This window comes from Pseudomonas sp. FYR_2, assembly GCF_043106425.1.
GTDB lineage: Bacteria > Pseudomonadota > Gammaproteobacteria > Pseudomonadales > Pseudomonadaceae > Aquipseudomonas > Aquipseudomonas monteilii.
Genome location: NZ_JBICMM010000012.1, coordinates 179,828 through 198,662, shown reverse-complemented (window position 1 = coordinate 198,662; position 18,835 = coordinate 179,828). Strand labels below are relative to the sequence as shown.

Genomic DNA, 18,835 nt, shown 5'->3' with positions numbered 1-18,835 from the left:
CTTGTACCGTCGTTCCAGGTCAATGTTGGCAGCGCCCACAAGGCGCGAGTTTAGTAAGTCGGAGGTTCTTGAATGACCACATCGTTGCAACCTGCCTATGCCCTGGTGCCCGGTGCAAACCTGGAAGCCTATGTGCACACGGTCAACAGCATCCCGCTGCTGACGGTCGAGCAGGAGCGTGATCTGGGCGAGCGTCTCTATTATGAGCAGGATGTCGAGGCCGCTCGTCAAATGGTGATGGCCCACCTGCGTTTCGTCGTACACATTGCCCGTAGCTATGCGGGTTACGGGCTGGCCCAAGCCGACCTGATCCAGGAAGGCAACGTCGGCCTGATGAAAGCCGTCAAGCGCTTCAACCCGGAAATGGGTGTGCGCCTGGTGTCGTTCGCCGTGCACTGGATCAAGGCAGAAATCCACGAATTCATCCTGCGCAACTGGCGTATCGTCAAGGTGGCGACCACCAAGGCCCAGCGCAAACTGTTTTTCAACCTGCGCAGCCAGAAGAAGCGCCTGGCCTGGCTGAACAACGACGAAGTGCATCGCGTGGCAGAAAGCCTTGGCGTAGAGCCGCGTGAAGTGCGTGAGATGGAAAGCCGCTTGAGTGGCCAGGATATGGCGTTCGACCCGGCAGCCGAGGCGGATGACGACAGCGCCTTCCAGTCGCCTGCACATTACCTGGAAGACCACCGGTACGACCCGGCGGTGCAACTGGAGGATGCTGACTGGAGCGACAATTCGACCAGCAACCTGCACGAAGCGCTGCAAGGGCTGGACGAGCGTAGCCGCGATATTCTCTACCAGCGCTGGTTGGCGGAAGAGAAGGCCACGCTGCATGAGCTGGCAGACAAGTACAGCGTTTCGGCTGAGCGGATTCGTCAGCTGGAGAAGAATGCGATGAACAAGGTCAAGGCGTTGATTGCGGTTTGATCAAACCTGGCTGCAAACAAAGCCGCTGGCCTGGATAGGGTCAGCGGCTTTTTTTTGCCTGTGAAATATTGGGGCCGCGCAGCAGCCCCAAAAGACTCAAAGCCTGCGCGAAGTGTCGAGCTGCATCAGGTAGCCAGGCCCACCCAACTGACTCATCTGGCGACGAATCCACCCGGCCCGGCTCGCCACATAGGCACTTGGCCGGCTGGCACTCCACTTGATCGGACTCGGCAGCACCGCCGCCAGTTGCGCCGCCTGCTGGCGGCTAAGCCGGCTGGCATCCACGCCAAAGTGATAGCGCGCCGCCGCTTGGGCGCCGAACACGCCCTTGCCCCATTCGGCGCTGTTCAAGTAGACCTCGAGAATTCGCTCCTTCGACCAGAACAGTTCGATCAAGGCCGTGAACCACGCCTCCAGGCCTTTGCGGAACCAACTACGGCCGGACCACAGGAACAGGTTCTTGGCCACTTGCTGGGTCAGGGTGCTGGCACCGCGAACACTGCCGCCGCGCTCGTTGTAGGCCAGCGCCGCCTGGATGGCCGGGATGTCGAAGCCCCAGTGGCTGGCGAACTTCTGGTCCTCGCCCGCAATGACGGCAACCTTCAGCTCATCGGAGATGTTCTCCCACGGTTCCCAGTCGCGTTGCAGGTCGATCGGCTCGCCACTGACCCACGATTGCACCTTGCGCTCGACCATCAGTGCCGTACCGGGCGGTGGCACCCAGCGGAACACCAGCACCAGCACGATGCTGCCGGCTGCGAACCAGAGCAGGGCACGGGAAAGGCGGCGCAGAAGAGTTGGAAGCATGGCGATGGCTTGGCCGTACGGGTGGAAGGGGCCATTATACAGACCCGATCCAAGGAGTCGTCCCATGCTTCGCAGCTTCCTGATGCTTGCCGCCTTTTTCGGCTTTACCGGGGTCGCCCTGGGTGCCTTCGCTGCCCACGGCCTGAAGAACCGACTGACGGCGGACTACCTGGCTATTTTTCATACCGGCGTGACCTACCAGTTGGTGCATGCCCTGGCGATCTTCGGCGTTGCCGTGCTCTCGGCACACCTGCCCGGGCGCCTGGTGGGCTGGGCTGGCGGCCTGTTTGCCCTGGGGATCGTGCTGTTCTCCGGCAGCCTGTACCTGCTGACTCTCAGCGGCCTGGGCAAGCTGGGCATCATCACCCCGATTGGCGGCCTGTGCTTCCTGGCCGGCTGGTTGTGCCTGGGCCTGGCAGCCTGGCGGCTGGGCTGACCGAGTGGTCCACAATCGCGACTAATGGCGCGCACCGCCCTTGGGTTGCAGGGCGGTTCGGCGCTAGAATGCGGGCCCCAAAGAACAATGGTGGCCGTGCGCATGCGCATTCAACTGAACGGTGAACCTTACGAACTGCCTGCTGGCGAGAGCGTTGCAGCCCTGCTGACGCGCCTGGAGCTTGCCGGGCGCCGTGTCGCAGTGGAACTGAACCTGGACATCGTGCCGCGCAGCCAGCACGACAGCACGCTGCTGAACGATGGCGACCAGGTCGAAGTGGTCCACGCCATTGGTGGCGGCTGACAGCAGCCCTGCGGTTCACAAGCTAGCCCTGCAACCTTTCCCGAGGAACAACGATGAGCAACGTTCGTAGCGACAAGCCCTTCACCCTGGCCGGGCGTACTTTCCAGTCGCGCCTGCTGGTGGGCACCGGCAAGTACCGTGACATGGAAGAAACCCGCCTGGCCACCGAGGCATCGGGCTCCGAAATCGTCACCGTCGCCGTGCGCCGCACCAACCTTGGCCAGAATGCGGGCGAGCCGAACCTGCTCGACGTGCTGTCGCCCGACAAGTACACCATCCTGCCAAACACTGCCGGCTGCTTTGACGCGGTGGAAGCGGTACGCACTTGCCGTCTGGCCCGCGAGCTGCTCGATGGCCGCAAATCGCACGAATCCCGCACGCTGGTAAAGCTGGAAGTGCTGGCCGACCAGAAAACCCTGTTCCCCAACGTGATCGAAACCCTCAAGGCCGCCGAAGTGCTGGTCAAGGAAGGTTTCGACGTGATGGTGTACACCAGCGATGACCCGATCATTGCTCGCCAACTGGCCGAAGCCGGCTGCATCGCGGTGATGCCGCTGGCTGGTCTGATTGGTACCGGCCTGGGTATCTGCAACCCCTACAACCTGCAGATCATCCTGGAAGAGTCCAAGGTGCCAGTACTGGTCGATGCTGGCGTGGGTACCGCATCCGACGCCACCATCGCCATGGAAATGGGCTGTGAAGCGGTGCTGATGAACTCGGCCATCGCCCACGCCCAGCAGCCGGTGCTGATGGCAGAAGCCATGAAGCACGCCATCGTTGCCGGTCGCCTGGCCTATCTGGCCGGCCGTATGCCGAAGAAACTCTATGCCAGCGCCTCTTCGCCGCTGGATGGTCTGATCAAGTAAGAGCCCCTGATGACTGAATCGCACGATACGCCGATCACCCCCGACGGCGACGCCCGCCCACACCGCCGCATCAAGAGCTTCGTGATGCGCGCCGGGCGCATGACCGAAGGCCAGCAACGCGGCCTGGACCAGGGCGGCCCACTGTACATCCTGCCGCTGGCCGACAGCCCGGTGGACTACGACCAGGTGTTTGGCCGCTCGGCGCCGCGCACCCTGGAGATCGGCTTCGGCATGGGCCACTCCCTGCTGGAAATGGCTGCTGCCGCGCCTGAGCAGGACTTTATCGGCGTGGAAGTGCACCGCCCGGGTGTGGGCGCGCTGCTCAACGGCGTGCTGACCCAGGGCCTGAAGAACCTGCGGGTATACGACTGCGATGCCATTGAAGTGCTGAACCGCTGCGTGGCGGACAACAGCCTCGACCGCTTGATGCTGTTCTTCCCCGACCCTTGGCACAAGGCGCGCCACCACAAGCGCCGCATCGTGCAGCTGGAGTTTGCCGAGCTGGTACGTCGCAAGCTCAAGCCTGGTGGCGTGTTCCATATGGCGACCGACTGGGAGCCGTATGCCGAGTACATGCTGGAAGTGATGAGTGCTGCGCCTGGCTATCGCAACCGTGCGGCCGATGGCACCTATGTGCCACGCCCGGAAGAGCGCCCGATCACCAAGTTCGAACGGCGCGGCGAGCGACTAGGGCATGGGGTGTGGGACTTGAAGTTCGAGAAGGTGGATTGAGCGGCTGATACGGCCGTTCAATTGCTGGTGCTTGCAGAAATGCAGGCGAAAAAACCGCTCTGAGAAGAGCGGTTTTTTTGTGAGCGGTAGGACTGAGTATCCGTCGCTCAGGACTTCACTGAAAACTCACACGGTCCAAGGATCTTAGGCAGGCCTGGATGCCGCGTCAATGCCCAGAAATCTTTAGCATCATGTGTGTCGGAGTGGTTAACAGTCTTGATCGGAGAATGCGAGTACCATCGCGCTGCTCCCGTTTAAGGATATTCAGTGATGGGCCGGGTAGGAGAAGAATTCTGCTTTCCGGCCCCTTCGACGCGGCTTGAGAACCGTGCCGGTGATGCTTTTCGAAGGGCCATTGACCTGGCCACTTCACTGAAGACTTACACGGTTTTCGAAAGGCATCGAAGTACCGGTTAGATGCTGGAAGACTGGCCCGCCAACACGGAGGCCAAGGCATATGAAGCTTTTGCTTGATGCGCTGAGCCGCGTCTGGAAGCTTGTCCGGATCTTGATAGTGCTCAAGACCGCTCGGGACTTCATGCGTGACCACTTCGATGATGCCCGTTAAGGGCTAGTCAGGTGGTAGGGCTGCCCTGGTACTCCGGGGCAGCTTTTAGCAATGCTTAACCCCTGCGATCAGCCACCACACCAATCAACACCAGCACCACCAACAACACCGGCGCCAGCGCGTAGTTGTTGAACTGGCTTAGCCCCTTCACCACCCACGGCGTGGCATAGATCAGCGCCGCACCGCTGCCGATCATCACCATTAGCGCCATGAACGGCACGCGCAGGGCGCCAGCCAAGCCACCTAGCCGCTGCTCGGCCCAGGCTTTGACATCGCTACCAAACAGCACCAGCAGGCAGCCTACCAAGGCCAGTGAAATCTCCGACAGGTTGCCGCGGCTCCAGCGGGAAACCGTCGCGAGCAGATCAAGTACCAGATCCATGGGTCATCCTTAGGTCAAGAAATACTGCAGCAGGTCATTGAGGAACAACTGGCCCCTCGGCGTGGCCATCAGTCGATCCGCTTCGACCTGCAAAAGGCCCTTTTGTTCGGCGGCGCGGCGTGCCTCGCGCAGTTGCTCCAGTGGCAAACCGGTGCGCTGGGTGAACAGCTCGGCTTCCACTCCGTCGGTCAGGCGCAGGGCGTTCATCAGGAACTCGAATGGCAGCTCGTCCACCGGCAGCAGCTTCTCGCCGGCCTTGAAAGGCTTGGCCAGGTTCAGGTAATCCTTGGGCAGGCGGGTCTTCCAGGTACGCAGGATACGCCCGTCGGCGAAGGTCAGCTTGCCGTGGGCGCCGGCTCCGATACCGATGAAGTCGCCGAAGCGCCAGTAGTTCAGGTTGTGCCGGGCAGCGCGGCCCGCCTGGGCGTAGGCCGATACCTCGTACTGGCGGAAACAGTGCTCGGCCATCAGTGCCTGGCCGGCTTCCTGAATATCCCAAAGGATGTCGTCCTCGGGCAGCTCAGGCGGCTGGTTCCAGAACACCGTGTTCGGTTCCACGGTCAGCTGGTACCACGACAGGTGTGTAGGGCCCAGGTCGATGGCCTGGCGCAGGTCGCCCAGCGCATCCTCCAGCGATTGGTCGGGCAGGCCGTGCATCAAGTCCATGTTGAAGTTGTCGAAGCCGGCCGCACGCGCCATGCCGGCAGCTCGGACCGCTTCATCGCCATTGTGGATACGCCCCAGCGCCTCCAGCTTGGCGGGCTGGAAACTTTGCACGCCGATGGACAGGCGGTTGATACCGGTTTGCCGGTAGGCCTTGAACTTGTCCTGCTCGAAGGTGCCCGGGTTGGCTTCCAGGGTGATTTCGATGTCGGGTGCGAACGGGATGCGTTGCTCTACGCCGCGCAGCAGCCGGCCCAGGGCGTTGGCACTGAACAGGCTGGGCGTACCGCCCCCGAAGAAGATCGAACTGATCGGGCGGCCCTGTACGGCGGCCAGCTCCTGATCGAGGTCGTCCAGCAGCGCTGTGACGTAGGCGTCTTCCGGCAGTTCAGGCCCGGCAGCGTGAGAATTGAAGTCGCAGTAAGGGCACTTGCGTACGCACCACGGAATGTGGATGTACAGCGCCAGCGGCGGCAGGCTGGTGAAACCCGCCGCGCCGGTGGTGGACAGCGTTGCGATCATGCCAGGCCCAGACGTTGGCGCAGCAGGGCCATGGCACGGGCGCGGTGGCTGAGCTGGTTTTTGTCCACAGGGGCCAGGTCGGCGCTGGAGCAGTTGCGCTCCGGCACCCAGAACAGCGGGTCATACCCAAAGCCATGCTCGCCGCTGGCCTCGAACAGGATGCTGCCGTGCCACAGGCCTTCGCACAGGATCGGCAGCGGGTCGTCGGCGTGGCGCACCAGCGCCAGTACGCAGACAAACTGCGCACCGCGCTCGGCTTTGGGCACGTCCTTCAAGGCTTCGAGCAGCTTGGCATTGTTGGCCGCGTCACCCCTGCCGTCGGCGTAGCGCGCTGAGTAGATACCCGGCGCACCACCAAGGAAGTCCACCGCCAGGCCGGAATCGTCAGCCAAGGCCGGCAGGCCGGAGATACGTGCAGCGTTACGCGCCTTGAGAATGGCGTTTTCAACGAACGACAGGCCGGTTTCTTCTGGCTCTACCTGGCTGAATTCGCCAATCGAACGCAGTTGCACGGACTGGCCGAGCATGGCCTGCAGTTCCTTGAGTTTGCCGGCGTTGTGGCTGGCCAATACGAGTTGCTGGAAATTCATCATTCGCCTGGGAACACGTCCTGGTTGAAGCTAAGGGAATTGCTGATACCGCCGGTTTCGATATTCAGGTCGAAGGTCACGGTTTCTGGCTGTTCGATCTTGAACTGGGCGATGTAGTACACCGCGCCCTGTTCGGTAATCTGTTTGAACGACAGCGGGCTGCTACGCCCGGTCAGGTCCTTGACCGTGCCGCTGACCACCGCCGTGGCAGGTTTGTTGGCCTTGAGTACGGCAATGTTGAGCACGCCCTGGTTCTTGCTGCGCACCAGGCCGGTGGCTGCGGCCACCTCGGGCGTGAGCATGCTCGACGTGAACGCGCTGTAGTGCACCGTCACGTCGCCAAACACTTCCTTGCGCTCGGGCCGGGCGGCATCGGCAGCCAGTACCGGCAAGGCCAGGCACAGGCTGATCAGGAACAGGGCTAGGCGACGCATGGGGCGATTCCTCCGGTGGGCGTCAGACCGCGAGCTGGTGCTCTTGCAGGCCCGGGCTGCTGACGCGATAGATGCCGATCTCACCTAGAAGATTAGGCCAAAGCCGGCCACCCCACCCGTTGCGGTGCAAGTGATCGACGGCCAGGCGGTCGAGCACCTTGGCCCTGCGCTCGTGCACCAGCTCTTCGAAGTCGGCGAAGGTGCAGAAGTGGATGTTCGGCGTGTTGTACCAGGTGTACGGCATGAAGTCCGATACCGGCATGCGTCCCTTGGTGGCCAGGTACCAGCGGCAGCGCCAATGGCCGAAGTTCGGGAAGGTGATGATGCACTGGCGGCCTACCCGCAGCATCTCGTCGAGGATGCGGTCGGGGTACTCCACGGCCTGCAGGGCCTGGGTCATGATCACTACGTCGAAACTGTTGCTGGCGAAGTTGCCCAGGCCTTTGTCCAGGTCCTGCTCGATGACGTTGACGCCCTTGGCCACGCAGGCGGCGATGTTGTCGGCGTCGATCTCCAGGCCATAGCCGGTGACCTGCTTGCGGTCACGCAGCGAGGCCAGCAGTTCGCCGCTGCCGCAGCCCAGGTCGAGTACCCGGCTGCCGGCGGGGATCCAGTCGTGGATGATTTCCAGATCGGCTCTCATGCTGTCCTCAGATGGCAATGCGGTTCATGTAGTTCGAGAAACCCTGCATGTAGCGAGGTGTGGGGATCAGGAAGGCATCGTGCCCGTAAGGCGAGTCGATCTCCAGGTAACACACGTTCTTGCGGGCCGCCATCAGGGCGTCGACGATTTCGCGCGAACGGGCCGGCGAGAAGCGCCAGTCGGTCGTGAACGACATGATGCAGTAGTCCGCCTTGACGTGGGCCAGCGTGGCAGCCAGGTCACCGCCCTGGGCGGCGGCCGGGTCGAAATAGTCCAGCGCCTTGGTCATCAGCAAATAGGTATTGGCGTCGAAACGGCCAGAAAACTCCTCGCCTTGGTAGCGCAGGTAGCTTTCGACCTGGAACTCGACACTGTGGAAGTCGTAGTTGAGCTTGTCGCTCTTGAGCTCACGGCCGAATTTTTCACCCATCGAGTCGTCCGACAGGTAGGTGATGTGGCCGACCATGCGCGCCAGCATCAGACCGCGCTTGGGGATCACGCCCTGGTCCTGGAACGAGCCGCCGTGGAACTCGGGGTCGGTAAGGATGGCCTGGCGTGCCACTTCGTTGAAGGCAATGTTCTGCGCTGACAGCTTGGGCGCCGAGGCGATGTCGACACAATGGCGCACACGCTCGGGGTAGGTCATGGTCCATTGCAGTGCCTGCATGCCACCCAGGCTGCCGCCGACGATGGCCGCCCATTGCGCAATGCCCAGGCGGTCTGCCAGGCGTGCCTGGCTGTGCACCCAGTCTTCGACAGTCAGCACCGGGAAATCGGCGCCGTAGGGCTTGCCGGTGGCCGGGTTGATGCTGCTGGGGCCGGTGCTGCCGTTGCAGCCGCCGAGGTTGTTCAGGCTGACCACGAAGAAGCGGTTGGTGTCGATGGGCTTGCCAGGGCCAATGCAGCTGTCCCACCAACCCGGCTTGCGGTCGGTGTCGGCATGGTAGCCAGCGGCATGGTGGTGGCCGGAAAGGGCATGACAGATCAGCACGGCGTTGCTCGCGCTGGCGTTCAGGGTGCCATAGGTCTCGTAGACCAGCTCGTAACTGGCCAGGGAACGGCCACAGGCCAGGGCCAGCGGTTCATCGAACCGGGCGGTTTGCGGTACTACCAGACCGACGGAATCTTCGGGAAAGACAGTGGACATCGACCCTGCTCACGCTTGACGGAGGCGTAAGTCTAAAGAGCGCTACCCCCAGCGGCAAGCAAAGGCTTGCCGCTGGGGGTAACCAGGGTCAGATCATGCGCCACAGTTCCTGTGGCATGCCGGCGTAGGCGGCCAGCGGGGGCATGACGAACGACTGGATCACCTGGATCGCCAGGAAGGCGAAGATCGGCGAAATGTCCATGCCACCCAGGTTAGGCACGAGGCGACGGAACGGTGCCAGCACCGGCTCGCTGATCTGGTAGGCCAGCTCGGCCGCCGGGTTATGGCTGTTGGGCGCGACCCACGAAACGATCACCATCACGATCATCGCCACCCAGAAAATCTTCAGGAACAGCGAGGTGATGCCGATGATCGCCCACATCAGCAAGTGCAGGATGTCGCCGAACGTGCCGTAGGTGACCATCAGCACGAAGCCCATCAGCAGGGCCTGGATAACGATGGCCAGCAGCAGCGACGAGGTGTCGAGCCCACCGACACTGGGGATGACCCGACGGATCGGCTTGAGCAGCGGCTGGGTGGCCCGCACCGCGAACTGGCAAAGCGGGTTGTAGAAGTTGGCCTTGACCAGCTGCAGCACGAAGCGCAGCAGGACGATCACCAGGTACAGGCTGACCAAGGTTTGCACCACGAAGATCGCGGCACCGGACAGTGCATTCATCTAAAGCTCCTTATTTGCCCAGTTGTTCGGCCAGCTCGGCAGAGCGCGTGGCCGCAGCCTGCAGTGCCTGCTCGACGATGGCTTCGAAACCGCTGGCCTGGAACGACTTGATCGCCGCTTCCGTGGTGCCGGCGGGCGAGGTGACGCGGCGGCGCAGTTCGGCGGCATCGACATCGCTGGCAACCGCCATGCGCGCAGCGCCCAGGGCCGTCTGCAAGGTCAGCTGCGAGGCGGTTTCGCGTGGCAGGCCGAGTTTTTCGCCTGCCGCTGTCATGGCTTCGATCAGCAGGAAGAAGTACGCCGGGCCACTGCCGGACACGGCCGTCACGGCATCCAGTTGCTGCTCCTGCTCCAGCCACAGTGCAGTGCCCACGGCCGACAGCAGTTGTTCGGCCTGCTGGCGCTGTTCGCCGGACACTTCAGCGGTGGCGTACAGGCCGCTCACGCCCTGACGCAGCAGCGCCGGGGTGTTGGGCATGCAACGCACGACCGGGCGAGCGCCCACCCAGCTTTGCAAGCTGGCGCAGGTGATGCCGGCGGCGATGGACACGATCAGCTGGCCATCCTGCAGGTTGGGTTGCAGGGCCTGGCACACGGCTTTCATGACCTGCGGCTTGACCGCCAGCACGATGACGTCGGCACCGTCGATGGCCTGGGCGTTGTTCTCGAAGGTTTCGATGCCGTGCTCGGCCTGGACGCGGCTGCGGGTCTCGGCGCCCGGGTCGCTGGCGCGGATCTGCGAGGCGTCCAGGCCCTGGGCACGCAGACCACCGATCAGGCTGGCGGCCATGTTGCCGGCGCCGATAAAGGCAATGCGAGTCTTGCTCATGTCAGGTCCTTGTGGAAAAGAGTGAGTGAAGCATGGAATCAGGTGTTGCCGTAGTCGCGTGCACCGAACAGGGCGGTACCGATACGCACCCAGGTCGCACTCTGAGCAATCGCCGCTTCCAGGTCGTGGCTCATGCCCATCGACAAGGTATCCAGGCCAAGGCCCAGGCCTTCTTGCAGCGTGCGCAGGCTGGCGAAGGCGGCCTCCTGGGCGGCGCGATCATCAGTGGGTTCGGGGATTGCCATCAGCCCGCGCAGGCGCAGGTTGGGCAGCGCGGCCACGGCCTTGGCCAGGGCCGGCAGGTCGGCGGGGGCGCAGCCGGACTTGCTGTCTTCGCCGCTGACGTTCACCTGCAGGCAGATGTTCAGTGGCGCCAGCCCGGCAGGGCGCTGCTCGGACAGGCGTTGGGCGATTTTCAGGCGGTCCACGGAATGCACCCAGTCGAAATGCTCGGCAATGGCTTTGGTCTTGTTCGACTGAATGGGGCCGATGAAGTGCCAGATCAAGGGCAAGTCGCTGAGCGCCTGCTGCTTTGTCAGCGCTTCCTGTAGGTAATTTTCCCCGAAGTGACGCACGCCGGCAGCATGGACCTCGCGGATGGCGCTGGCGGGCTTGGTCTTGCTCACAGCCAGCAACTGGACGCTGGCCGGATCACGCCCGGCTGCCTGGGCAGCGCTGGCGATACGGGCGGAAATCGCGGAAAGGTTGTCTGCTAGGGTGGACATGGATGGATGCCGGCAGCTGTAGGGTTTGCGGCATTCTACCTACTTGAAGGCCTTTGGGGAGTCTCATGGATGTGACCGACCTGTTGGCCCGTGCCGTGGAGGCGGGGGCTTCGGACCTGCACCTCGCGGCGGGCCAGATACCGATGCTGCGCCTGGACGGTGAATTGCAGCGCATGAACTTGCCGCCGCTGGTGGCGGCTGACCTGGCCGAGGGCATGGCGCCCTTGTTGGCAGAGCAGCAAAGACGGCAATGGGCCGAGGGTGATGAATTGGACCTGGCGCTGGCGTTGCCCGCGCTCGGCCGCTTTCGGCTGAACGTGTTTCGCCAGCTGAATGGCCCTGGGGCAACCTTTCGGCTGATCCCCGGGCGGATCGCCACGCTGGATGAACTGGGCCTGGAGGATGTGTATCAAGCTGTTGCGCACTGCCGTGATGGCTTGATCCTGGTGGGTGGGCCGACCGGCAGCGGCAAGTCCAGCACCCTGGCGACGTTGCTCGACCAACTGAACCGCGAGCGGGCGCTACATATCATTACCCTTGAAGACCCGGTGGAAGTTATCCACAGCAGCCAGCGCAGCTTGGTCAATCAGCGTGAGATCGGTCGCCACAGCGGCGGCTTCGCCCAGGGGCTACGCAGTGCCCTGCGTCAGGACCCGGATGTGATCATGATTGGCGAATTGCGCGACCTAGAGACCGTTCGCCTGGCTTTGCGCGCGGCAGAGACCGGGCATCTGGTGCTGGCGACGGTGCATACGCGTTCGGCCGTAAACAGCATCGATCGGTTGGTGGAGGTGTTTGCCGCCGAAGAAAAGCCGTTGGTGCGCGCGATGCTGGCCGAGTCGTTGCGCCTGGTGGTGGCGCAGGTACTGGTCAGGCGCGTAGGTGGCGGGCGGGTGGCGGCGCGGGAAGTGTTGGTGGCGACGACAGCGGTGCGTAACCTGGTGCGTGAGGGGCGGATGGCGCAATTGTGTTCGGTGATGCAGGCGGGTGGTGCAGAAGGGATGCGGACGATGGAGGGGGCAATGCGGGAGCTGAGAGAGAAGGGGCTGTTCAAAGATCTATAGGGCCCGCACCGGCCCTTTAGCGGGCTTGCCCGCGAAGAGGCCGGCGCAGGAAAGCGCCGATCAGCTCAGCGCTTGGCCAGGCTCAACTGCTGCTGTTCTTTCGGCAGCACCCGCTTGGCCACGACATAGTGCTTCTGCCAGTAAGGCTTGCTCAGGGTGTCGATGCTCACCCGCTTGCCACGCCGTGGCGCATGGATGAAGCGGTCGTTGCCCAGGTAGATGGCAACATGATTCACCCGGCGGCTCTTGATGTTGAAGAAGATCAGGTCACCAGGCTTCAGGTCACCCTTGGCCACCTTCACGCCGTGGCCTTGGGCCATGGCATTGGAGGTACGCGGCAGGTCGACGTCGGCAACATCGTTGAAGGCGTATTTGACCAGGCCACTGCAGTCGAAGCCTTTTTTCGGGCTGCTGCCACCCCAAACGTAAGGGGTGCCGAGCACATTCACCGCACGGCTGAGCACATCGCTGCTCTGCTTCGGCGACATGGCAGCAACAGGCGCACCGCGACTGCTGGCAGCGTTGCTCGGGCGCGCGCGCAGGGTGGCCTGCTTGGTTGGCGCATGTCTCACCGAGGCATTGCTGGTGTAGCCGGTGAAACCATTGGGAAGACGTTGCTCACGATTGGTGGCGTGGGCGGCCAGGGGCAATAATAGACAGAGGGTCAGCCATGTCTTGAATAAAGGCGGCATAGATGAAGCTCTTATGAATAGTTATGTGTTGGGCGCGCAACTTTATAACAGCTTTTCGATCAATCTTTGATCCGTTGGTCGATTGCCCGGCTGCCGTACGTCGGCCTGCGACGAGAAAGTCACATTTTTTTTTAGAAAATTTTCAGATAACCCACGAGGGCTATGAATGAACAGTTATCAACAGGGCGTGCCCTACCACGACACCCACAGCAAGACCATCGGCTACCTGCTGTGGATTTTCGGCTTCACCGGCTCACATCGCTTCTACTACGGCAAGCCGATTACCGGGACGATCTGGTTCTTCACCTTCGGGCTGTTAGGCATTGGCTGGTTGATCGACCTGTTTTTGATCCCGTCCATGGACCGTGAAGCCGATCTGAGGTTCCAGTCCGGGCGTATCGACTACAACATCGCCTGGATCCTGCTGACCTTCCTCGGGGTGTTTGGCCTGCACCGGCTGTATCAGGGCAAGTGGATCACCGCGATCATCTACTTCTTTACCGGCGGGCTGTTCCTGGTGGGGGTGCTATATGACTTCTGGACGTTGAACAGCCAGGTTTCCGAGAGGAATGCGTTGCGTTGAAAGGCTTCGCGGGGGAACCCGCGAAGCGGCCGGTAGCGCCCACAAAAAAGGCCTTGTCGCATAGAAGCGGCAAGGCCTTTTTTGTTACTGGCGGGTTTGTCGCTGCTGCAGCAACAGGTTGCTGAACCCTGCCCCGGACAATTGCTTTTGCGCCCCGGTCAGCTGCTCGCGGTTGCTGAACGGGCCCACCAGCACGCGGTACCAGGTTTCGTCCTTGACCGTACCCGACTCCACCTTCACTGACTGGCCCAGCAGGATGATCTGCGCGCGCACTTTGTCGGCATCGGCCTGCTTGCGGAACGAGCCGGCCTGCAGGAAGTACTGGGTGGTGGCCGCGGGCTTGATCACCGGTGGTGCTGGCGGCGGGGTCTGGCCGAGCAGGGCCGCTTGGGCCCGTGCGGTGTCGATTTTCGCCGCTTCTGCTGGCGTCACCGGGGTGACCGGCTGGGCCGGCACCGGTGGCGTTTTCTCCGGCACGGCCTCTGGCGGCACGATCACCTCGGACTCCGGCAGCAGGGTGTAGAAGTCGTATTTCGGCTTCACCGGCTGCTGCGGGGAGGGCTGCGCTGCCTTGCTCGCTTCGGCCACTTTCTCAGGTTTTTGCTGCTCGGGCTTGGCGCGCTTGATGTCTTCGCTACCAGGTTCGAGCTTCATCAGGAACACGATGAATGCGCCTACGGTCAGGCCGACGGCCAGCCATACCCAGCCGGGGATCGGCTGTTTGGCCGGCGCCGTCTGGCGGCTGGCACCGCGCTTGGGTGCGGGTTTTTTCTTGGCAGCCAACTTACATGCGCTCCAGGGTTTCCAGGCCGAGCAGTTCCAGACCTTGTTTGAGGGTGCGGCCGGTCAGGGCGGCCAGGCGTAGGCGGCTTTGCTGCTGCTCTGGGGTGTCCGCAGCGAGGATCGGGCAGTTCTCGTAGAAGCTGGAGAACAGGCCGGCCAGGTCGTACAGGTAGCTGCACAGTACGTGCGGCGTGCCCTTGTCAGCGACGTTGTTGAGGATTTCGCCAAACTGCGCCAGGCGTGCGGCCAGGTCCTGCTCGTGGGCAGCCTGCAGCACGATGTTGCCGTCGACTTCGTCAAAGCCCTTGCCCAGCTTGCGGAACACGCCAGCCACGCGGGTGTAGGCGTACAGCAGGTAAGGGGCGGTGTTGCCTTCGAAGTTGAGCATCAGCTCGAAGTTGAAGCTGTAGTCGCTGGTGCGGTGCTTGGACAGGTCAGCGTATTTCACCGCGCCGATGCCTACCACTTCACCGATGTGGCGCAGGTCTTCGTCGGCCAGGCTAGGGTTCTTTTCCTTGACCAGCGCATAGGCGCGTTCCTTGGCCTCGGTAAGCAGGTCGATCAGCTTCACGGTGCCGCCGTCACGGGTCTTGAACGGGCGGCCGTCGGCGCCGTTCATGGTGCCGAAGCCCATGTGTTCCATCTGCATCGGGTGGCCGACAAAGCCTGCACGGCGTGCCACTTCGAACACCTGGTTGAAGTGCAGGGCCTGGCGCTGGTCGACGAAGTACAGGGCGCGGTCGGCCTTGAGCACGTTGCTACGGTAGCGCACGGCGGCCAGGTCGGTGGTGGCATAGAGGTAGCCGCCGTCGGCCTTCTGCACGATGACCGGCAGTGGCTCGCCTTCGCTGTTCTTGAACTCTTCGAGGAACACGCACTGGGCGCCCTGGTCTTCGACCAGCAGGCCTTTGGCCTTGAGGTCGGCCACCACGTTGGCCAGGTCGTCGTTGTAGGCGCTTTCGCCCATCACGTCGGCCATGGTCAGCTTGACGTTGAGCAGCTCGTAGGTCTTCTGGCAGTGCGACAGCGAGATGTCCTTGAAGCGCGTCCACAGGGCCAGGCAGTCCGGGTCGCCGGCCTGCAGCTTGACCACCAGGCCGCGGGCGCGGGTGGCGAACTCTTCCGACTCGTCAAAGCGCTTCTTGGCGGCGCGGTAGAAGTTTTCCAGGTCCGACAGCTCGTCGCTGGTGATCGGGTTTTCCTGCAGGTAGGCCATCAGCATGCCGAACTGGGTACCCCAGTCGCCGACGTGGTTCTGGCGAATGACGTTGTCACCCAGGAATTCCAGTACGCGAGCCACGCTATCACCGATGATGGTCGAACGCAGGTGGCCGACGTGCATCTCTTTCGCCAGGTTCGGCGCCGACATGTCGATGACGACTTTCTCGCTCGGGCCGGCCTTGCGCACGCCCAGGTGGGCGTCGGCCAGGGCAGCGTCCAGGCGGTTGGCCAGGGCGTCGGTGTTCTGGAAGAAGTTGAGGAAACCAGGGCCGGCAATCTCGACCTTGCTGATGTCGGCGCTGGCCGGCAGGGCATTGATCAGCTTTTCGGCCAGGTCACGCGGCTTCATGCCCGCCTGCTTGGCCAGCATCATGGCGATGTTGCTGGCGAAATCGCCGTGGGTCTTGTCCCGGGCGTTTTCCACCTGAATCGCCGGCGACAGCCCTTCAGGCAGCACACCGTCGGTGACGAGTTGGGTGAGGGCTTGCTGGATCAGCTGGCGAATGGTGTCTTTCATGGGGATCTCTTTTCGACCGCAAGCGCGGTGAGCGCCTGGATGCGCAGGTGGAAAAACTGGGCATTATCCGTGGCTGGGAGCGGGTTGCCAACCTTTGGGGCTGCAAAGCAGCCCGGACGTCAGTACAGATCGACCGGGTCGACATCCAGTGACCAGCGCACCTGGCGCCCGCTCGGCATCTGCTCCAACACTAGCAACCAGGCGCTGATCAGTCGATGCAATGGCGCCCGGGTATTGGCCTGTATCAACAGTTGCGCACGGAAGCGCCCGGCGCGGCGCTCCATGGGCGCCGGTACTGGGCCTAGCAGTTCGATACCCGGCAGGCGTTGTTCGGCCACCAGGCGTTCGGCCGCGGCGCAGGCTTCATCGAGGAAGCCTTCGGCCTGCCCCGGCTTGTGCGCTTCGGCACGCAACAGCGCCAAATGAGAATAAGGTGGCAAACCGGCGGCGCGGCGCTCGTCCAGGGCCTGTTCGGCAAAGGCGAAGTAGCCCTGTTCGGTAAGCTGCACCAGCAGCGGGTGGTCGGCCAAGTGGGTCTGAATGATGACCTTGCCAGGCTCCTCGGCACGCCCGGCACGCCCGGCCACCTGCACGATCAACTGCGCCATGCGTTCGCTGGCGCGGAAATCACCCGAGAACAGCCCGCCATCGGCGTCGAGGATGGCCACCAGGGTAACCCGTGGGAAATGGTGACCCTTGGCAAGCATCTGCGTGCCCACAAGGATGCTCGGCTGGCCACGCTGGATGGTACTGAACAGGTTGTGCATGGCGTCCTTGCGCGCCGTGCTGTCGCGGTCCACCCGCAGTATCGGGTAGTCCGGGAACAGCACCTTCAGGCGTTCTTCGGCGCGCTCGGTGCCAGCGCCGACCGGGCGCAGGTCCACGTGGTTGCATTGCGGGCACTGGTGCGGCAGGCGCTCGTCATAACCGCAGTGGTGGCAGCGCAGTACGCCGGAGCGTTGATGCACGGTCATGCGCGCGTCGCAACGTGGGCATTCGGACAGCCAGCCGCAATCGTGGCACAGCAGGGTCGGGGCGAAGCCGCGGCGGTTGAGGAACACCAGCACTTGCTGGCCGGCTTCCAGGGTCTGGCGGATGGCTTGTTGCAACGGGCCGCTGATACCGCTGTCCAGCGGCAGGCTCTTCACGTCCAGGCGCAGCATGCGTGGCGGGCGTGCGCCGCCGGCGCGCTGGTTCATGCGCAGCAGGCGGTAGCGGCCGGTCAGGGCGTTGTGCAGCGTTTCCAGCGACGGCGTGGCGGAGCCGAGCAGGATCGGGATGTTTTCCTGGTGGGCACGCACCAGTGCCAGGTCGCGGGCGTGGTAGCGCAGGCCCTCCTGCTGTTTATAGGAACCGTCGTGTTCCTCGTCGATGATGATCAGGCCGGGGTTTTTCATTGGCGTGAACAGCGCCGAGCGAGTGCCGATGATGATGTCGGCCTCGCCGTCACGCGCCGCCAGCCAGGCGTCCAGGCGTTCGCGGTCGTTCACCGCCGAATGCAGCAGCGCGATGCGGGCGTTGAAGCGTTGTTCGAAGCGCGCCAGGGTTTGCGGGCCGAGGTTGATTTCGGGGATCAGTACCAGCGCCTGCTTGCCGGCTTCCAGGGTTTCGCGGATCAGTTGCAGGTAGACCTCGGTCTTGCCGCTGCCGGTGACGCCGGCCAGCAGGAACGCGCCGAAGCCGCCAAAACCCTCGCGTACGGCGTCGAAGGCATCGCGTTGTTCTTCGTTGAGCGGCAGTTCCGGTTGTGCCAGCCAGTGTTCGTGGCGCAGTGCCGGCAAGTGGCGACGGACCTCGACCTGTACCAGTTCCTTGGCCAGTAGCAGGTCGAGGCTGTCCTTGTTCAGGTTGAGCTTGGCCAGCAGGGTGTGGGCTACGCCATGCGGGTGCTGGGCCAGGGTCTTGAGGGCGTCGCGCTGGCGCGGCGCGCGGGCAATGCGAGGGTCTTCCAGGCGTGCGCCGGGGGCAATGTGCCAGAAGCGCTCCTGGCGCATTTCGGCGGGTTCGCCCTGGCGCAGCAGCGTGGGCAAGGCCCAGCTCAGGGTGTCGCCCAGGCTGTGCTGGTAGTACTGGGCGGTCCACAGGCACAGCTTGAACAGCGACGCCGGGATGGGGGACACCGGGTCGAGCAGGGCGCTGGCCGGTTTCAGCTTGTCGGCAGGCACTTCGCTCTGTGCGCATACCTCCACCAGCACACCGATCATTTCGCGGCGGCCAAAGGGCACGCGGATGCGCATGCCCGGGGTCAAGGCCTGGCGCGCCATGCTCGCCGGCGCCTTGTAGTCGAACAGGCGGCGCAGCGGGGAGGGCAGGGCAAGGCGCAGGATGACGTCGGACACGCAAAAAGTCTCGGAGGGCGTTACAAGAATTGGCGAGCCTAGCAGACGACGGTCGGTGCAAGCGACATCTTGCACTGACGCTGTGCTCTGGTATTATTCGCCGCCTAATTACGTGCGGTATTCAACAATTGGTGTTGGGTGGCGGCACGCAGCTCGAGGAAGTGACCATGAAAGAAGGTATCCACCCGAACTACGAAGTAGTTGCAGTCACCTGCAGCTGCGGCAACAAGTTCGAAACCCGTTCGACCCTGGGCAATGTCCTGTCGATCGACGTTTGCAACCTGTGCCACCCGTTCTACACCGGTAAGCAGAAAGTCCTGGACACCGGCGGCCGCGTACAGAAGTTCGCCGATCGCTTCGGTATGTTCGGTACCAAGAAGTAA

Annotated in this window: 22 protein-coding genes; 8 read left to right on the top strand and 14 right to left on the bottom strand. The window is 63.1% G+C overall.

Translation table 11 applies throughout. The annotated features are described in order from the left end of the window. The first annotated feature begins 72 nt into the window (after nucleotides 1-72). The gene (gene rpoH, locus ACF8R4_RS02800; protein ID WP_015272155.1) at nucleotides 73-927 is read left to right on the top strand and encodes an RNA polymerase sigma factor RpoH; all 855 of its coding nucleotides are present in this window, start codon (nucleotides 73-75) and stop codon (nucleotides 925-927) included. 96 nt (nucleotides 928-1,023) lie between these two features. Here the strand turns inward: rpoH and mtgA are convergent, their stop codons facing one another. Next, nucleotides 1,024-1,734 (bottom strand): monofunctional biosynthetic peptidoglycan transglycosylase, encoded by a 711-nt coding sequence (gene mtgA / locus ACF8R4_RS02795; RefSeq protein ID WP_164525175.1) that lies wholly within the window; start codon nucleotides 1,732-1,734, stop codon nucleotides 1,024-1,026. A gap of 64 nt (nucleotides 1,735-1,798) precedes the next feature. On the opposite strand from mtgA, the gene ACF8R4_RS02790 reads away from it, so the two are divergent. The 4 genes from ACF8R4_RS02790 to trmB all read left to right on the top strand — a co-directional run bounded on the left by ACF8R4_RS02790 (nucleotide 1,799) and on the right by trmB (nucleotide 4,071). Continuing rightward, nucleotides 1,799-2,170 (top strand): DUF423 domain-containing protein, encoded by a 372-nt coding sequence (locus tag ACF8R4_RS02790; protein ID WP_060498067.1) that lies wholly within the window; start codon nucleotides 1,799-1,801, stop codon nucleotides 2,168-2,170. Between the two features lie 102 nt (nucleotides 2,171-2,272). Beyond that, on the top strand, nucleotides 2,273-2,473 hold the full coding sequence (gene thiS, locus ACF8R4_RS02785; RefSeq protein WP_012274654.1) for a sulfur carrier protein ThiS: 201 nt from the start codon (nucleotides 2,273-2,275) through the stop codon (nucleotides 2,471-2,473). 53 nt (nucleotides 2,474-2,526) lie between these two features. Then, entirely contained in the window at nucleotides 2,527-3,339 is an 813-nt protein-coding gene (locus tag ACF8R4_RS02780; RefSeq protein ID WP_060498066.1) for a thiazole synthase, read from the top strand. A gap of 9 nt (nucleotides 3,340-3,348) precedes the next feature. After that, nucleotides 3,349-4,071 (top strand): tRNA (guanosine(46)-N7)-methyltransferase TrmB, encoded by a 723-nt coding sequence (trmB, locus tag ACF8R4_RS02775; protein WP_019097204.1) that lies wholly within the window; start codon nucleotides 3,349-3,351, stop codon nucleotides 4,069-4,071. A 623-nt stretch (nucleotides 4,072-4,694) separates the two neighbouring features. Here trmB and ACF8R4_RS02770 read toward each other — a convergent pair. The 9 genes from ACF8R4_RS02770 to ACF8R4_RS02730 form a co-directional block, all read right to left on the bottom strand. After that, nucleotides 4,695-5,021, bottom strand: a complete 327-nt coding sequence (locus ACF8R4_RS02770; RefSeq protein ID WP_016712515.1) for a DUF3392 domain-containing protein — start codon at nucleotides 5,019-5,021, stop codon at nucleotides 4,695-4,697. A gap of 9 nt (nucleotides 5,022-5,030) precedes the next feature. After that, on the bottom strand, nucleotides 5,031-6,206 hold the full coding sequence (gene hemW / locus ACF8R4_RS02765; protein ID WP_164525174.1) for a radical SAM family heme chaperone HemW: 1,176 nt from the start codon (nucleotides 6,204-6,206) through the stop codon (nucleotides 5,031-5,033). Continuing rightward, a complete protein-coding gene (gene rdgB / locus ACF8R4_RS02760) occupies nucleotides 6,203-6,799 on the bottom strand; it encodes an RdgB/HAM1 family non-canonical purine NTP pyrophosphatase (protein WP_060498064.1) in 597 nt (198 codons plus the stop codon). Before rdgB ends, hemW begins: the two co-directional genes overlap by 4 nt. Then, complete coding sequence (locus ACF8R4_RS02755; RefSeq protein ID WP_060498063.1) at nucleotides 6,796-7,230, bottom strand: DUF4426 domain-containing protein; 435 nt, start codon at nucleotides 7,228-7,230, stop codon at nucleotides 6,796-6,798. Before ACF8R4_RS02755 ends, rdgB begins: the two co-directional genes overlap by 4 nt. Before the next feature lie 22 nt (nucleotides 7,231-7,252). After that, the gene (gene metW, locus ACF8R4_RS02750) at nucleotides 7,253-7,873 is read right to left on the bottom strand and encodes a methionine biosynthesis protein MetW (RefSeq protein ID WP_003249106.1); all 621 of its coding nucleotides are present in this window, start codon (nucleotides 7,871-7,873) and stop codon (nucleotides 7,253-7,255) included. 7 nt (nucleotides 7,874-7,880) lie between these two features. Next, nucleotides 7,881-9,020, bottom strand: coding sequence for a homoserine O-acetyltransferase (locus ACF8R4_RS02745; RefSeq protein WP_028698440.1), 1,140 nt, complete (start codon nucleotides 9,018-9,020; stop codon nucleotides 7,881-7,883). 88 nt (nucleotides 9,021-9,108) lie between these two features. After that, a complete protein-coding gene (locus ACF8R4_RS02740) occupies nucleotides 9,109-9,699 on the bottom strand; it encodes a YggT family protein (RefSeq protein WP_012274648.1) in 591 nt (196 codons plus the stop codon). A 10-nt stretch (nucleotides 9,700-9,709) separates the two neighbouring features. Next, a complete protein-coding gene (gene proC, locus ACF8R4_RS02735; RefSeq protein ID WP_060498062.1) occupies nucleotides 9,710-10,528 on the bottom strand; it encodes a pyrroline-5-carboxylate reductase in 819 nt (272 codons plus the stop codon). Between the two features lie 38 nt (nucleotides 10,529-10,566). Further along, nucleotides 10,567-11,253, bottom strand: coding sequence for a YggS family pyridoxal phosphate-dependent enzyme (locus tag ACF8R4_RS02730; protein WP_060498061.1), 687 nt, complete (start codon nucleotides 11,251-11,253; stop codon nucleotides 10,567-10,569). A 65-nt stretch (nucleotides 11,254-11,318) separates the two neighbouring features. On the opposite strand from ACF8R4_RS02730, the gene ACF8R4_RS02725 reads away from it, so the two are divergent. Then, nucleotides 11,319-12,317: a type IV pilus twitching motility protein PilT gene (locus tag ACF8R4_RS02725; RefSeq protein WP_060498060.1), complete on the top strand. Its 999-nt coding sequence runs from the start codon at nucleotides 11,319-11,321 to the stop codon at nucleotides 12,315-12,317. Between the two features lie 65 nt (nucleotides 12,318-12,382). On the opposite strand, the gene ACF8R4_RS02720 is transcribed toward ACF8R4_RS02725, so the two are convergent. Continuing rightward, nucleotides 12,383-13,009, bottom strand: coding sequence for a C40 family peptidase (locus tag ACF8R4_RS02720; RefSeq protein ID WP_060498059.1), 627 nt, complete (start codon nucleotides 13,007-13,009; stop codon nucleotides 12,383-12,385). Between the two features lie 166 nt (nucleotides 13,010-13,175). Here ACF8R4_RS02720 and ACF8R4_RS02715 point away from each other — a divergent pair, with 166 nt between their 5' ends. Next, the gene (locus ACF8R4_RS02715; RefSeq protein WP_016712505.1) at nucleotides 13,176-13,592 is read left to right on the top strand and encodes an NINE protein; all 417 of its coding nucleotides are present in this window, start codon (nucleotides 13,176-13,178) and stop codon (nucleotides 13,590-13,592) included. An 84-nt stretch (nucleotides 13,593-13,676) separates the two neighbouring features. On the opposite strand, the gene ACF8R4_RS02710 is transcribed toward ACF8R4_RS02715, so the two are convergent. The 3 genes from ACF8R4_RS02710 to ACF8R4_RS02700 form a co-directional block, all read right to left on the bottom strand. Beyond that, a complete protein-coding gene (locus tag ACF8R4_RS02710) occupies nucleotides 13,677-14,375 on the bottom strand; it encodes an SPOR domain-containing protein (protein ID WP_016712504.1) in 699 nt (232 codons plus the stop codon). Nucleotide 14,376: 1 nt separating this feature from the next. Further along, entirely contained in the window at nucleotides 14,377-16,113 is a 1,737-nt protein-coding gene (argS, locus tag ACF8R4_RS02705; RefSeq protein ID WP_016712503.1) for an arginine--tRNA ligase, read from the bottom strand. 119 nt (nucleotides 16,114-16,232) lie between these two features. Beyond that, nucleotides 16,233-18,452 (bottom strand): primosomal protein N', encoded by a 2,220-nt coding sequence (locus ACF8R4_RS02700; protein WP_060498056.1) that lies wholly within the window; start codon nucleotides 18,450-18,452, stop codon nucleotides 16,233-16,235. Nucleotides 18,453-18,619: 167 nt separating this feature from the next. Between ACF8R4_RS02700 and rpmE the strand changes: the two genes are divergently transcribed. Next, nucleotides 18,620-18,835, top strand: a complete 216-nt coding sequence (gene rpmE, locus ACF8R4_RS02695; protein WP_012274639.1) for a 50S ribosomal protein L31 — start codon at nucleotides 18,620-18,622, stop codon at nucleotides 18,833-18,835.